Here is a 15,894-nt window from a genome sequence, read left to right as displayed (position 1 = left end):
CATTCATTTTTCTCTTTACATTCATTTACTGAATTAAGTTTAGTTTGCTTCTTCCTTAATTTTCTCTTTTTCTCTTTCAATTTCAAGATTATACGGTATTTGTACAGGACTCATGTATTCCCTAATTTTGTTCTGGGGATTTTTTGGGATCCTGAATGTGAATATACTTCCTCCACCCGGGCTGGCTTTAACCCACACCTTTCCTCCGTGGAGCTCTACGAACCTTTTGACGAGTGCAAGCCCGAGTCCAACACCTCCATGTTTTCTGGATATGGACTCATCAATCTGCACGAATGGCTGGAAGACTTTTTCGTAATCGGATTCCTGAATGCCAATGCCTTCGTCCTCTACGCTGATCTCAATCATGTCTTCTCTGGGTTCTGCATAAATGTTTACTTTCCCGTTTTCTGATGAGAACTTTATGGCATTGTTCAAAATATTGTAAAGGATCTGTTTTAGTTTTACTCTGTCGGCAATTACAGTTTTCAGGTCCTGCTCGATATAAGATTCTATTATGATGTTTTTATCAGCTGAAAGGGGAGAGAGCACCCTCTGGACTTCTTCAATTATCCCTGCAACGTCCACTGTTTCGTAGTAGAGCTCAATATTTCCCAGCTCAAGCTTTGAGATGTCCAGCACGTCATTGATTACGTCGAGAAGGTGGTTCCCGCTCTTTGAAATATTTTCGGTGTACCTTTTCTGTTTCTCATTAAGAGGACCGACAGTTTCACTTAAAAGGAGATCAGAGAACCCTATAACTGCGTTCAGAGGAGTTCTCAGCTCATGGCTCATATTGACAATGAAGGTGGTTTTCGCCCGGTTTGCGGCTTCAGCAACCATTTTCGCCTGAAGCATTCTCTCTTCAGCCTGCTTTCGTTCTGTTATGTCAATCATAATCCCCAGGAGAACCGAGTCTTCTTCTGTCACGCCGCTGAATATGAATTTATTGAGCATCACCTGGTGTACTGAGCCGTCAGGAAATTTCAAAGAGGTCTCATATACATGGTTTCTTTTGTGTTTTACAAGTCCTATATCCATTGCATGGTAATTTTCAGCAATTTTATGGGGGATGAAATCGTAGATGTGCTTTCCGATAATATCCTGTTTTTGCACCCGCAGAAGGTTTTCAAAACCCTTATTGCAGGCAATATATACCCCGTTTCTGTCCTTACAGAATGCAGGTACAGGAATTGAACCAACAAGCTTTCTGAGGGTCTCTGTTTGCTGAAGCCTGACTGCTTCCAACCTTTTTACTTCGGTCAGATCCTCCACAAGAATAATGCCGCCGTTAAATCTGGAATTTTCCGAAATCAGAGGCTTATAGGTTATCTCACCGGGTATAATTTCGTCCTCAAGGCTGGAAATATATTTTATGTCGCAATGGATGGGAACTTCGGGGATACAGGTGAAGCCTTTTTCCTCCTGTTTCTTTTCTTCCGGAGGGTTCAGCAAATTGAAAATGAGTTTTTCGTTCTCACCACTGCCCGTAAAATTTACAAAATTTTCGTTGCATACGATGATAGTCCCGTACTTGTCGAACTGGGCTATTCCCCCGGGGAATTCTTCAAAAAGCATGCGGTATTTTCTTTCGGAATCTCTCAGGGCTTTTTCTGTCTGTCTGCGTTTGCTGATATCTCTGCCTATGGATAGTACGGCAGTTTCCCCGTCGTATTCAATCAACCTGTTATTGACTTCTTGAGGAATAACCGTGCCGTCTCTCCGCAGTGAATCCATTTCAAAAGTAAAATATCCTGTTTGCTTCAGTTTTTCTATCTGCTGCCCGAACTCTATAAGGTGGATGCTGGTCCTTAGATCTTTTATGTGTTTTCCGATCATTTTACTGCGAGTATATCCAAAGGTTTCACAGGCTACATGGTTTGCTTCGAGAACTTTTCCATTCATATCGTGTATAAGAATTGAGTCACCTGAATTCTCAATCAATGTCTTAAATTTTTTGTCCGGGCTTTCTTGTTTTATTTTAAGAAACTTCCACTTACCTTCTCTTTTAATTACAAGTTTTTCTCCGGCTTCTATAAGGTTGAAAACCTCTTCCGCGGAAAGATCTTCCTCTTTTATCATAAAGAGTGGCCTGATTTTCTTTTCAGGCATATTCTCAGCAAGGACGCACCTCAGCTCCTTAAGGGAAGTTGTTATTGACTTTCCAAAGGCTCCAACTTCAAGGTTAATGCGCAGATATCTCCAGTTTCCTGCGTGAATGAATTTGATTATCTCTTTCTGCGGGTTCCCTGCTTTCCAGTCAAAATAGATCCTTGAGGTCTCTGGCTGTTTGACGGAAGGGTCATCTTTCTCCTTCAGGGGAATTATCTTAAGCCTGGATTTCTCTATACGGTTTTCGATATCCAGATCAGAGTTCGAAAGTAAATTTTTCGCTTTTTCTGCACTCTGGAGGTCCGGAACAAGCCAGATGCAGCGCTCGTTCTGTTCAAGGCCTGCTTTAATATATGCTGCTGTAAGTTCCATCTTTTCTTCCGGATACTTGTAAACTGCAGCGAGGCCATTTGCCGGGATAGACGAACAGAAACAGAACTCTGATTTGACTTTTCTCTTTTGAATATTTAACACCCTCCCGGAAACAGATAAACTAAATTCTCTGAACTTTCCAAGTGCAAAATATCTTTTGAACTTTTGCAATAAATATGTGAGCACTTTATTAAATTTATTAACTACTCACTCTACACATTTGAAGAATAAAAACTTTTATATCAGGTTGATTACTACACCCGCTTTTTCATAAACTTTCATCAACCGAAATCCTTATTGTAAAGCCCGGGATATGGCAGGGATATGGAAATGCAAAGGGAAATTGAGGTTATTTGCGGAGAGGTCAATATCTCAGACCTTTCAGCTTTTCTAGGTAAAATAAACACTATCGCTTCGGATAACAGAGTAACCATTCAGGGCCTTAACGCTGACCTGCTTGCGGGTGAAAAGCATCTTCATTTTGCAGTTGGGAAGGCTCTCAGGGCTGTAGCATCAGGAAAGAACGTGGCAAAAGACCCTGGAGTCGAGATCATGCGCTACGCAGCCGGAGAAAGGCAGATTGAAAGGAGTTTTTCCATAGGGCTCCATGAAGGAGAAAACAATGCGGTTTTTGTGCTGCTTGGAAAAATAGATGGTCTGCTTATTGCTTTGGCAGAACTCAGGAAGCTTATCGAAGAAAAACCATGTTCCGAACTTCTAGCCTATTCCAGTTCAAAGCGAAAAGGAATCCTTTCTCTCTTCGGGATTACAGATGAAGAAATAAAAGCTTCAGGGGAAGAACATATCCCTGAACTTGTAATCGAGAGAGTTGCGCTTGCAAATTTCGTAAAATGAAAGGTATTATTTAAAAAGGAACCGTGGGAATTTATCTAAGGACGGAGCAATTAATATCCGCTCCTGCCTGAAGGTTTAAAGATTTTTACTTGTGGCTATCCACTTTCAATTCAATTTCCACATTTTTTCTCAAACCAGTCCATGAGGGAAAAAGCAATTTTCCGGGAGCCTTCAAGAAAGTGCTCGTTTTTGAGCATTTCTTCTCCCGGCTGGATATATTCTCCTTCAACAAGCTCATGTCCCGAATCTTCTATCAGGTTACATATCCACTGCCTGTCGGTTTCAGGGTGGAACTGCAGCCCGAGGACATTATCCCCATAAATGAAACCCTGGTTCTGGCAGGCTTCGCTTTTGAAAAGCCTTACCGCACCTTCTGGGATTTCGAAAGTGTCACCATGCCACATAAATGCGGTAAACTCGGGAAATAAGCCTGCAGGAAGCCCTGAGATTATTTTTCCTTCATTATTCGAATTTTCCTCTGCAACAGCTTTTACCCTGTGCCAGCCTATCTCCTTGAACCGGTTTCTGGTAACTTTTCCTCCCAGAACATCTGCAATCAACTGTGCCCCGAAACAGCTTCCCAGTACAGGTTTACCCATGCCTATTACTTTTTTTACAAACTCTTTTTCAGGTTTCAGCCAGGTGTACTCTTTCTCCTGATAAACACTCATAGTGCCGCCCATTATCAGAAGCATATCAAATTCTGCGGGATCAGGAAAAGCAGATTTTTCACAAGGCAGGGTTTTTGTAAGGCTGTGCCCTTTCAGAGTCACCCAGGTTCCTATGTTTCCAAGGGTCTCGTTTTTCAGGTGCTGGAGGCAGTGGATTTTCATGGGGTTTTCACTTTGGGTTCGATTTCAGTTTCACTTTAGTTTCGATTTCAGTACTGTTTTATTTTTTCAAAATCAGGTTTTCCCGGTAATCAAAGACATTTTTATATAAACTTTACCGGAACAACAAATTCAATGAAATCCCTTTATCCGAACTCTTCCAATAGATATTAATATACTATTGTGTTAACAGATCACACTAACGAACAGGGAATAGCCAGAAAAGAGTTATTATTATCAGCATATTATCAGGAAGCAGTAAATAAGAGTGGATTATAATGCCTCATCCAAAGACAGTAGAAAAGATGTTTGAGTGCGCCGGACCAATTGAATACAAGTTACTGCCAAGGCTCATTCATGTAACCGAAGCTGCTGCAATTGCCGCAGCCTATCAGATGGGACGTGGGGACAAGCACTTTGCCGACCAGGTAGCAGTTGCCTCCATGAGAAGAATGCTCAACAAACTTGACATGCAGGGCATAATAAAGATAGGGGAAGGAGAGAGGGACGAAGCCCCCATGCTTTATATAGGGGAAGAGGTCGGGACAGGAGTTGGAGACCTTGAAGTTGATATCGCAGTCGACCCGCTGGAAGGCACAAACCTCTGTGCCGACGGCTGTCCGGGTTCGGTTGCAGTCATGGCTATGGCCGAAAGGGGAGGGATCTTCCACGGACCTGACATTTACATGGACAAGATTGTTGTCGGACCCGATGTGGTTCGTTATGAAAAGGAGCACCCCGACGAAAGGATAGATCTGGACGCTCCTGTCAGGCAAAACCTCGAAATTGTTGCAAAAGCCCTCGGGAGAAATGTTGAAGAACTCGTGGTCGTGATCCTTGACCGTCCCAGGCATGCCCAGAAGATAACCGAAATACGCGAAGCCGGAGCCCGTGTAAGGCTGGTTACTGACGGAGACCTTATGCCAGGTGTTGCAACTGCTATCCGTGGCTCAGGCATCCATATGGTTATGGGAGCTGGCGGCTCGGGAGAAGCTGTCCTGACAGCTGCCGCAATTAAGATTCTGGGAGGAAAGATCCTTGCAAGGCTTGTCCTGCCATCTGTTGCAAACGGAAAATCCAAGGAAAAGATCCAGGAAGAAATTGAGGAAAAAATGCCCAGGCTCGAAAAGATGGGGATCACACTTGAGAAACTCAATGATGTCCTCGATACAGAAAGACTTGTTCCGGGAAAAGATGTAATTTTTTCCTCAACAGCCGTAACCCCCGGTCATTTCCTGCGTGAAACACGTCTTTTTGGCGGGGGAGATGCCAGAGTGCATACAATTTCGATGGGCGCGTCCGGAGCTGTCAGGTTCACGGATAGTATTTACATAAAGGATAAGCAGGAGACTCCTCTCTACCTCTAATCCTTTTTTACCTTCATTTTTATCTTTTTTGAAAAACGACCTGTAGAAGCAAATACCTGTAGAAGCCAATCCTTCTGGACTTTTCCGGAAAATCTGAATTATGGGCATTAATTATAAATATCAGATAAATATCAGGGCAAACTGAAAAAGTCGATCAATCAAATGGTATAATATTAACTTTCAGGTTAATTGCTAAATTAAATAATCATCAATTTCAGGTTAATTGTTAATCTCAGTCAGTTATTAAGTTCAGGTTAATTGCTAAATTAAATAATCATCAATTTCAGGTTAATTGTTAATTTCAGTCAGTTATTAAGTTCAGGTTAATTGCTAAATTAAATAATCATCAATTTCTAGTAATTGTTAATTTCAGTCAGTTATTAAGTTCAGGTTAATTGCTAAATTAAATAATCATCAATTTCAGGTTAATTGTTAATTTCAGTCAGTTATTAATTTCTAGTAATTGTTAATCTCAGTCAGTTATTAAGTTCGGGCTAATTGTTAATTTCATATCAGCTGTTAATTAAAGTGCTGTCCCGGTATCAACTAAATGTTAAGTTAAAACATCAGTTCAAAATGTGAAGGCAGAATATGAAGGTTTATCTTGAGAGTTTTGGCTGTTCTGCAAGTCAGGCATCAGCCGAGATAATGAAAGCGAGCATTGGGAAGCTCGGGCATGAATTATTGAGCCCTGAAAATGCGGGGCAGGCAGAGGTCTATATCTGCAACTCCTGCACGGTGAAATACACAACAGAACAGAAAATTCTCTATAAAATACGCAGCATGGGCGAGAAAGGCGTACAGGTGATTGTTTCAGGCTGCATGCCCGAAGTCCAGCTTGAAGATATCCTCCATGCAAACCCTGAAGCCCATATTCTTGGCGTGAATGCGGTTTCCCGCCTGGGGGACCTTCTTTCCACAATCGAACAGAGAAAAAAGACTGGAATCCCCGGAGGAGAACGTCTGGAAATCCGGACCTCCGAGCCTCAGGGTTTCCTGAATGTCCCTCGCGAGCGCTCAAATCCGAACATCCATATCTGCCAGATCTCCCAGGGCTGTAATTTCGCCTGCTCTTATTGTATAGTAAAGCATGCAAGGGGTAAACTCCTCTCTTTTCCCCCTGAAGAAATAATAGAAGACATCCGCTCTGCAGTTGCAGACGGCTGCAGGGAGATATGGCTCACGTCTCAGGACGACAGCCAGTACGGCATGGATACGGGCGTCAAACTCCCTGAACTCCTGCGTGCGATCTCAGAAATTCCGGGTGATTTTAAGGTAAGGGTTGGCATGATGAACCCCTTCTCTGTCCTCCCTATTCTGGACGATCTGGTGGATGCCTTTGATTCGGATAAGATTTTCAAACTTCTTCACCTCCCGATTCAGTCTGCCTCGCATTCGGTCCTGAAAAAAATGAACCGCCTGCATAAAATGGATTCCGTGGATGAAATTATTACGAAATTCCGTGCCCACTTTGAAGACCTTTCCCTCTTTACCGACATAATTGTCGGCTTCTGTGATGAAACCGATGAGGATTTTGAAGAAACCATAGAGTGGGTAAAAAAATACCGTCCCGAAAAGATCAATATTTCCAGATATTCACCCCGCCCGCATACAAAGGCATTTTCGTTCAGGAATCTGGACTCCAGAATTTCAGTAAAACGCTCTCACCAACTTCACAAAGTCTGTGAGCAGATAAAGATTGAATCCAAAAATGAAATGATTGGCTGGAAAGGCAGAGTTTTTGTCTCAAAATACACAGAGATCGGAGATGTTCTCACGCGTACGGACTCTTACCGTCCGGTTGTGATTAGCGGCTCAGATCTCAGACCCGGCGAATATGCTGAAGTGAAAATTACGGGTGCAAAGCCCGGTTACTTCCTTGGAAAACTTGTCAGCTAAATATGGAGACTATCCCAAAACCTGTTTTATTCAAAATTATCAGAAGTTTTCAAGATCATTTCCCATGATTAGATATTCTATTGACTGTTCCAAATACGAGATTCAAAAATCAAATTTTGAGTTTAGGAATAGCCTCATTTTATATTTCGCTCATTTTCAATAATCTGGTTCATATTCTTAATAATTTCAGTTATTTGTTGTTTACTATATTTTCACCAGGCTTTTTATTTCCTGGCTCTTCAATGTACCATTGTGATATCTTTTTTTCATTAAAGTTGCCTGTTCTTGTTATTATCTGGGATATCTCTATTTCTGCAAAGTCTAAGCCGTCTTTTCCTCTTAAAATGTATACCAGGGTCTGGTTGAATGAGCTTTTAGGTGAGCCAGAGAGAGAAAGTGTAAATTCAAATATTGTATCTTCTGTTTCTGTCTTGCTGGTAATATGCATGTTTTTTCCTCTTATTCTCTTATGTAATTCCCAATTTTGCATGTGGCATCCGTTACGAGTTTACGAGACTTTGAGGATATATTTAATAAAGAAGTCCTAAGTTGTCGAACTCTGTCTTGACGATCCGCAGACCCTCTTCACAATCCTCCGGACATTTTCCACCTGTGATTACCAGCTTGCCAGAGCTGAACACAAGCACTACTACCTTGGGAGCCTCGACCCTATAAATAAGCCCCGGAAATACCTCTGGCTCGTATTCGACATTCTCCAGACCAAAAGCTATAGCAATGGTGTTCAGGTTAAGGTTTGTTTTTAAATCAGCACTAGCTACAATGTTCTGAACACGAACATCAGGTTCGAGATCTATTTTCTCGCAACATATGGATTTGAGCGTGTTAGCCAGATTGATTATGGCCGCATGAGCGTTCCCGATGCTCTTTGATCCTGTGCATACCACTTTTCCAGAGGTGAAAATTAGAAAGGCAGCTTTGGGGTTATTAATTCTGTAGACGAGACCAGGGAACTTCACTTTGTTATATTCTGCGCCTTCCAACCCAGACTCCATCATTTTTTCAAGGTCGAAATCTTCTGCCAACCTGGTAGATGCTACCACGTTCTCTATAGTTATTGTAGATTCCATACAGCATGTATTTGGAAGTTCTATAGTTCTGATTGTCGGTTTAAAGCAAAAAAATAAATATTTTAATAGTGTGTATTGGGTACATTTTTTACTTTTTTTATAAATCTTTCCAATATAAAGTAAACTATTTATGCATACAACTCTCTACTATTTTTCACAAACATTTTAAGATTCTTTGCAATCTTCTGTTTTTGGGGTGAGAAATATAGCCGGGAAACGATCTCTCAACTATTCTTTTTCTAAATGTTCCTGGCTTTTTCAGGATACCAGCGCCTATATTCCTTACGCTGTAATAGGAATTTTCATTGTTCTTATTGCAACCTTTACCTCTGTCTATCTCCTGAAGATGGACAGCGAGGTTGCCGAAACAATATATACTACAGAGAAAAGTGATCCAAGACAGGAGGCTATCAACCTTGCCGCATCTGACATCTCTCGCTGCCTTAACTACGCAGGCATGGAAGCCCTGGAATGGCAGGGAGAACATCCTGTAATTCTTCCCGAAGGATCTCCTGTCGAGAGGTTCTCTGAAGATAACTTCATGGCAACTCCGCAAAACCAGAATCTTGAGAAAGGAGACACTCTTCAAATTTCCATAAATCTGCCCTCAGATGTCTGGGGAAGAGTCGAGTCCCTGTGGAAAAACAGGGATGTTGTCCTTGTCGTAAATGACTCTGCAGGACAGCAACTCACACGAGTGAATTACGGGCAGGCTACCGGCTTTCTTCAAAAAGTTTCCTTTTATGAATACGTGGAAGTCCCGGAGAATTCAAAAGCCGGCTATGCATCCATTGAACTCTATTATGGGGATGAACTAAAAGCTTCCGACTGGTTCCAGATTGAAGCAGGCCCCATAAAGGACATCACGACAGAATCTTTCAACCGGCTGCTTTCGGCAAACTATCAGGGCAACAGCCACACATTCATGGGATACGCTATTAATGTCGAACCAGATATAGAACCCGAGCAGATAAAGATAAGAAAAGTAAACGGGACTTTGCAGCGGGAAATTTTCCCCTCTGACAAAAATTACACGATTTACTATATATTCGAAATTCCTGTTTTGAATTACACTCTTGTTGACCTCGAGTCCGGAGAGACATATAACATGAGTATGAACCTCTCCACTCTCATCACTTCAAGAGAACCCCTGCTTGAAGAACTTGTAAAGGAATACGAACTTTCACTCAAAACATCTTCAAGCCTGGACTCTACTTCAAATCTCGTTCTGGGGGCGACAAACCTCAGGACTTTTATCTATGGTCCCTGGCAGCATTATGCAAACGGGCCGCTGAATATCCTTACCAATCCTGCCCTTGCAAGTTCGGTCAACGGAGCGACGCTATATACTCAGAAAAAAGTCTTTGACTCGGTTGACCCTCTGGCTCTTACATATACCACCTATTACAACGGTAAGGTCCTGTATGAAGACGTCTGCGATTCCGGCAGCTTAAAAGCAGGTTCGGGCTTGATGAATTCAACATTGGGTAATTCAACCGACTCGAATAGCTCTGCGTCTCCCTATGAAAAGGATAAAGGCGTGAACCTTACTACAGCGTATTCTTCTCTTGCAGAAAACAGGTCTTTTTCCCTGGATGTGGAGGAAGGCATTGAAGAATCTCTTGTGGAAGCAAACACCTCCTATGATAATCTTTCCGAATACTCGGAAATAGAAGTTTCAGCTTCGGACTATACACAGGGAGTTCTCGATGGCTGGGTCTTCAATGACCATGTATGGACGGAGGAAAACCCTGACCTTATCCACACCGTTACAAACAGCGTTTACACGGCTCCGGTCCAGGGTCAGATCCTGAGGGACGGCTTCAATTCTCCTTCCCCTCTGGCTTCAACAATCACAGTGGACTTTGACCGTGATTCGGTTTCATACAGCGGGCACACTGTTAACTGGAATGCTGATTATTTCGCTTCCGGAACACATTCAGGGTCGCGTATCCAATCTTACTCGTGGAATCATCATGTTGCGAATTACTATTTTAACACCATATATCCTGATATCAATCCTCCCAGAGGAAAGCTGAAAAGCTGGTATATTACGGATGCCTCCGTTAGATTGAATTCCGTGGATATAACCAATGTCAGGGTTGTACCCCATTACGAATACAGGGCTAATGACAGGCTTGTTGCCGAGCGCAGGACGGATGACGGCTATCTCAGCGGGGAAGACCATACATTTGATTGGGGAGTCCGTTATGATATTTATTATAATATCAGAACAACCTGGAAAATTGATTACGATTATGCCTACACATATTCCTGGCACACTGTAAACCATAATGCAGATGGCACCACTTCCATAGAAACACATTCGGTTACAGAAAGTGCTTCGAAATTCGAAACGGTAAGCAAAATAGATTTTGAGTCCCTTTTACACTATGAGACCGAATCAGAAAACCTGACAGTAGTCTATCACCAGCGTCCACCCACAGGCATCTATTCAGGCATATCAACCTACACTGACCCGATAGAAAGAGAATACAGAAACACAACTCTTTATACAGCCGGTGCAGAAAGATTTGATCCCTGCTGTTCAGACGCAGCAGACAAATATCGTGCTGCTTATGTGGACCTCAGAGCAATTGAGAGCACATACTGGGCTTACCCTGATGGAAACTATCTTTCAAAACGGGGGGTCGTCTGTGATATTCCACCCTGGCTTCACAGGGTTATGGCTGAAGAAGTGCTGGAAATGCTCGATGCCATTGAAAGGGACAACCCCACATTCAATTATTCTCTTCTGGAATCTCCCGGTCAGGATCCGACAGACCTTCAGGTTAAGACTGCCGAAAGATTGATTCGTGATCTCAAATCAAGCCGGGAAACCTATGTAAATAAAAAACAGCATCTCACTTCAGCCGGAAAAATATACACTTCCAGTGACTCTGCCCGTTACATTGCCAGAAACGAAGCCTATAACAGGCTGCTCAAAGATATCGAGCAGAAGAACAAAAAACTGGACTCCAGCCTGAACTCTTACATCCTTGACGCCCTCGAGGAAAAAGGCCTCAGCACCGGTGCTTTTGACAGCGTAACCTCAGGTCCAATGACTCTTTTCGATAACCCGGCAATGGAACGGGCTGCCTCTGCCCTTGGGCAGAAAATGGGCATCATCTCCACGATGACAGTCACAGGCCAGCCCGAAAGCAAATACAACTGGACTGAAAACCTGACCGTCATTGTTGACCAGAAGCCTAACTACCTCTACCACGATCCTGACTTCGATCTCAGGGGAGAATATGAATTGACAGATGCAAGGGGGAGGATCACTTATCCTCTGGGTGTTCGCAACACCTGTATTTTTACAACCAATATCTCTGAAGAAATAGCAGATGCCATTTCTTCAAGTGGCGAATATGTAAAAACAGAAATGTCGCACCAGATCAGCCAGAACATTTACACGCTGAATAAGGAAGTTGACCTGCTGGAGCAAAACCTGAGCGAGCAGGGAGTCTCTTTGAATATGGCTCCCCTTAATACGGAAGTTTATAAACTGAATCTAATTTATGTCCGGGAAATGAGAATTCAGATTATCGAAGAGGTGGTCTCCGAGGTAAGTTCAAATCCTATTATTTCCGGATGGATCACAGAGAATCATGTCAGGACAATTACAACTGGTTATCTTACCAGTCTTTCTGATGAAGACTTAATCGAAAAATCCACAACAGACCAGCTCACAACTGAACTTGCTGCTATCATAAAAACAGAAATTCAGAACGCACGTCCATCTGTTGGTTCTGATGAACTCGAAGCTGTCCTGAACAGGGTCGATACAGATGTTAGAATGGGTGTTGCAAACGGGATCTGTGCAGTAACAGTTAGCAAAGGTGAAACTCTTGACATCCTTTTTGGAAAAATTGACAATGAGCTGAAAAATCTTGCAGATGAGACTGTAGACAAATATTCGGGAGAGATAGCTGAAAGAGTAACAAAAAGACTGGACAGGACGATGGCAGCTGTTCCCTGCGGACTTCCGGTAATGCCGCCGCACTGGATTTTTACGGTGAATGTCTGGACGTATGAATTAATTGGAGAGTATGAAGTGTTTACTATTATTGACAACGATAACGAAGTGATTCCGAAGCCTTATTTTGGGCATAAAGGTCAGAAATATGTGAGGAAAGAAGATCATATAAGACATCCATCTAAAATTGATACTTATGGAAGCAGCATATGGTTAGGAAATAACAAACCAATAACATTTCATTTAACAGGATATTCTGCCACGATAGTTGGACCTGGACCAAAAGGAGTTGGAGATAAAACTGGAGATGGGATTGAAAAATCAGTAATGTACGATGATCTTTTGACAGAGTTTGGAGGATAATTATGAGAAGGAAAATAGCAATAATAGGGGCAATTTTAATTTTATTTACAAGTACAGCATCCGCATATAATCCTTATGGAGATGTTTATGAGTATAACCTGTATTTTAACGGTAAATTGCTAAACACTACGGAAGTTCCAAAACCAGTTTTAAAGATCGGAGAACCTTTTGATGTTAAAATTGATTTTGCAATCTATAAAAAATGCGAAATGTCTATAAAATTAAGTGAAATAGAAAAAGGTTATTTTGTAATTCTTAATGGTTCAACTCCTAAAATGGATGTATATAGAGCTGATATAATAGAAAAAAATTCTACTATCACTTATGAGTGGACAGTTAAACCTACTGATAAATGGAAGGGAGGATCTTTGCCAATTGATCTTGTTTATCAAATTGATGATTTTGAAACAAAAAATTCACTTGTTCATGGTTCATTTACCATAGCGTATCCATACATTTCCAACGAACATTATGAAGGCAAAATTCCCACTTCTGAAGAATCATCAGTTTCAGAAACCGAATCCTTACCCACATCATCGCCCACTCCAGCCTTTACACTTGCAGGCACAATTTCAATTCTAGTACTGGCTTTTGCTATTTTCCGCAGATGAAAACCTCGAGTTGGAGATCTATTTTTAGATGTCTCCAAACCTTTTTTTCACCTATAAAATCTTCAGGGCTGTTTAATGAGGCTTCAGATTATTGAAGAAGTCACCGGTGAAGTAAGCTCAAATCCAGTTGTTTCCGGGTGGATCAAAAAAGACCGCATTCGTGCAGTCACAACCGGTTATCTTAACAGCCTCTCAGATGAAGAGTTAATCGAAAAATCCACAACAGACCAGCTTGCAGCCGAGCTTGCTGCTATCATAAAAACAGAACTTCGGAATTCAAATCCTCCGGTTGGTTCTGATGAACTCGAAGCTGTTCTTAACAGGGTCGATACAGATGTTAGAATGGGTGTTGCAAACGGAATTTGTGCAGTAACAGTTAGCAAAGGTGAAACTCTTGACATCCTTTTTGGAAAAATTGACAATGAGCTAAAAAACCTTGCAGATGAGACTGTAGACAAATATTCGGGAGAGGTAGCTGAAAGGGTAACAAAAAGGCTGGACAGGACGATGGCAGCTGTTCCCTGCGGACTTCCGGTAATGCCTCCGCACTGGATTTTTACGGTGAATGTCTGGACGTATGAGATTGTGGGGAAGTATCAGACTTTTACTGTTATTGATAATGACAATGAGGTGATTCCAAAGCCTTACTTTGGACATAAAGGACAACGGTATGTGAGACAAGAAGAAAGTGTGTATCATCCATTTAAAGAAAACGAGGACGGGTCTTCTATAGCAATTGGAGAGAATACCCCTATAAAATTTCAGTTTAATGGATATGCTTCAACAATTGTTGGAACAGGACCTAAAGGTGTTGGGGATAAACTGGGCGATAGCACAGAAAAATCAGTCAGTTATGATGATTTGATATTTGAAATTGGGGTAAATTCATGAAGAATGTAAGCTTTGTTACTTTGGGAATTATATTTCTCTTCTTGATTGGAACAGCTTCTGCAAGTAGCCAATATGGTTCGATAGATGTCTACTACAATGACAAAATTCTGCCAGGAAAAGAAATTGCGAAGCCAGTTTTGAAAATAGGAGAACCTTTTAAGGTTAGGTTCGACTTTACTGTGAATCAAAAGTGCTATGTTGCTGTTAAACTAAGCGAACTTGGAAAGGACAACTTTGTAATAATAGATGGACCTACCCTAAAAATGGAAGAATACTATAGAACAATTATGGAAGAAAATTCGACGGAAGTTTTTGAATGGACTGTAAAACCAACTGAAAAATGGGCAGGTGGGAGCATGCCTCTTGACTTCGTTTATCAAGTAAATGAGTTAGGTGCTGGTGGGGAAATATTGGTAAAAGGGGAATTTACAGCTGCTTACTGTACAATCTCCAACGAACATTACGAAGGCAAAATTCCCACTTCTGAAGAGCGGCCAATTTCAGAAACAGAATCCTCACCCACATCAGCATCCACTCCAGCCTTTACACTTGCCGGCGCAATTTCAATTCTAGTACTGGTTTTTGCCCTGTTCCGCAGGTAAAATGCTTGCGGAAGGATTTATTTAGCTATCCCTTAATCCGTTTTAAAAGTCAGGACCAAAAAAGTAATTTTTAAGTTAAGATAGGTTCGTCTTTCGGAAAAAAGGGATTGTTTAGCCCTTTGACCGACGAGCCTGCCTGAAAAAACTATGAAGGAATTCTTATTCAAACGCAGTAAACTTTTCTTTTACTGCACCGCACACGGGGCATCTATCAGGAGCTTCCCCTTCGAGAGTGTATCCGCATACCTCGCAGATCTGGACAGGCCCGAGTTTGACATCCTTTCCCGCATTAACCGCATCGAAAGCTTTTTCAAAAAGCTGTTTATGCAGTTTTTCAGTAGCGTAAGACCACTCAAAACTTCTCTGTGCGAGTTTTTCTCCCTGGAATTTTGCTACTTCTATATACACCGGATACATTTCTTCAATTTCAAAGGTTTCGCCGTCGATTGCAAGTTGAAGGTTTTTCAGGGTATCTCCAGGCCCGAAAGCTCCCATGCTGTTCGCGACAAAGCCTCCGTTGAGATGTTTCAGTGCCCTGTAGTGGTCGCCTGCATGTACGTATTCGGCATGTGAGATTGCTCGGAATAAGCGAGCTACATTTGTGAATTTTTCTTTCTCTGCCTGGTTTGCAAAATGCAAATATCTCATGTGTGCCTGGCTTTCCCCACCAAATGCATTGATCAGATGCTGTTCTGTCATCTTTTTCATTTAAAAAACCCCTTTTCAACAAAATTCAAAGCTCTATATTTTCAGGACTTACGCAATTGCGCTGCCAACAAATTACGCTGCCAACAAAAAGTGAGATTCCTGCCACTTATCTATTATTTAACAGTAAGCCATGTTATTGCTTTTCAGTTCAACCGTGTAAGCCCGAATTTGCTGTTTATTAGGGTTTGGAGAATAAAAGTGTTTTTGGTTCGGACAGGGC

The 15,894-nt window shown here is 41.9% G+C and carries 12 protein-coding genes; 7 read left to right on the top strand and 5 right to left on the bottom strand.

Annotated elements, in window-relative coordinates:
• Positions 1-39: 39 nt before the first annotated feature.
• A complete protein-coding gene (locus MSMAS_RS13370; RefSeq protein ID WP_155395376.1) occupies positions 40-2,583 on the bottom strand; it encodes a PAS domain S-box protein in 2,544 nt (847 codons plus the stop codon).
• A gap of 222 nt (positions 2,584-2,805) precedes the next feature.
• Between MSMAS_RS13370 and cgi121 the strand changes: the two genes are divergently transcribed.
• Entirely contained in the window at positions 2,806-3,336 is a 531-nt protein-coding gene (gene cgi121, locus MSMAS_RS13365) for a KEOPS complex subunit Cgi121 (protein ID WP_230626429.1), read from the top strand.
• Positions 3,337-3,446: 110 nt separating this feature from the next.
• Here cgi121 and MSMAS_RS13360 read toward each other — a convergent pair whose 3' ends face one another.
• The gene (locus MSMAS_RS13360) at positions 3,447-4,169 is read right to left on the bottom strand and encodes a type 1 glutamine amidotransferase (protein ID WP_011034111.1); all 723 of its coding nucleotides are present in this window, start codon (positions 4,167-4,169) and stop codon (positions 3,447-3,449) included.
• A gap of 275 nt (positions 4,170-4,444) precedes the next feature.
• Between MSMAS_RS13360 and glpX the strand changes: the two genes are divergently transcribed.
• Entirely contained in the window at positions 4,445-5,533 is a 1,089-nt protein-coding gene (glpX, locus tag MSMAS_RS13355; protein ID WP_011034112.1) for a class II fructose-bisphosphatase, read from the top strand.
• 591 nt (positions 5,534-6,124) lie between these two features.
• Positions 6,125-7,432, top strand: coding sequence for a tRNA (N(6)-L-threonylcarbamoyladenosine(37)-C(2))-methylthiotransferase (locus MSMAS_RS13350; RefSeq protein WP_011034113.1), 1,308 nt, complete (start codon positions 6,125-6,127; stop codon positions 7,430-7,432).
• A gap of 190 nt (positions 7,433-7,622) precedes the next feature.
• On the opposite strand, the gene MSMAS_RS13345 is transcribed toward MSMAS_RS13350, so the two are convergent.
• Together MSMAS_RS13345 and MSMAS_RS13340 are read right to left on the bottom strand one after the other, a co-directional pair.
• Positions 7,623-7,880, bottom strand: a complete 258-nt coding sequence (locus MSMAS_RS13345) for a hypothetical protein (protein ID WP_011034114.1) — start codon at positions 7,878-7,880, stop codon at positions 7,623-7,625.
• Between the two features lie 82 nt (positions 7,881-7,962).
• Positions 7,963-8,520 (bottom strand): TATA-box-binding protein, encoded by a 558-nt coding sequence (locus tag MSMAS_RS13340; protein WP_011034115.1) that lies wholly within the window; start codon positions 8,518-8,520, stop codon positions 7,963-7,965.
• 196 nt (positions 8,521-8,716) lie between these two features.
• Here MSMAS_RS13340 and MSMAS_RS13335 point away from each other — a divergent pair, with 196 nt between their 5' ends.
• From MSMAS_RS13335 to MSMAS_RS13320, 4 genes are all read left to right on the top strand, one after another.
• Complete coding sequence (locus tag MSMAS_RS13335; protein WP_048046651.1) at positions 8,717-12,862, top strand: DUF7286 family protein; 4,146 nt, start codon at positions 8,717-8,719, stop codon at positions 12,860-12,862.
• A 2-nt stretch (positions 12,863-12,864) separates the two neighbouring features.
• Positions 12,865-13,473, top strand: coding sequence for a sarcinarray family MAST domain-containing protein (locus MSMAS_RS13330; RefSeq protein ID WP_048046649.1), 609 nt, complete (start codon positions 12,865-12,867; stop codon positions 13,471-13,473).
• A 75-nt stretch (positions 13,474-13,548) separates the two neighbouring features.
• Positions 13,549-14,364: a DUF7286 family protein gene (locus MSMAS_RS13325; RefSeq protein WP_048046647.1), complete on the top strand. Its 816-nt coding sequence runs from the start codon at positions 13,549-13,551 to the stop codon at positions 14,362-14,364.
• The gene (locus tag MSMAS_RS13320) at positions 14,361-14,966 is read left to right on the top strand and encodes a sarcinarray family MAST domain-containing protein (RefSeq protein ID WP_048046645.1); all 606 of its coding nucleotides are present in this window, start codon (positions 14,361-14,363) and stop codon (positions 14,964-14,966) included. Before MSMAS_RS13325 ends, MSMAS_RS13320 begins: the two co-directional genes overlap by 4 nt.
• 159 nt (positions 14,967-15,125) lie before the next feature.
• Here the strand turns inward: MSMAS_RS13320 and MSMAS_RS13315 are convergent, their stop codons facing one another.
• Positions 15,126-15,674 carry a rubrerythrin family protein gene (locus MSMAS_RS13315; protein WP_015412365.1) on the bottom strand — a complete coding sequence of 183 codons (549 nt, stop codon included), beginning with the start codon at positions 15,672-15,674 and terminating at the stop codon, positions 15,126-15,128.
• Positions 15,675-15,894: the final 220 nt, after the last annotated feature.

Origin of the sequence: Methanosarcina mazei S-6 (assembly GCF_000970205.1) — an archaeon.
Lineage (GTDB): Archaea > Halobacteriota > Methanosarcinia > Methanosarcinales > Methanosarcinaceae > Methanosarcina > Methanosarcina mazei.
Note: the sequence above shows the minus strand (reverse complement) of the source record. Positions and strands in the feature narration are given on the sequence as shown.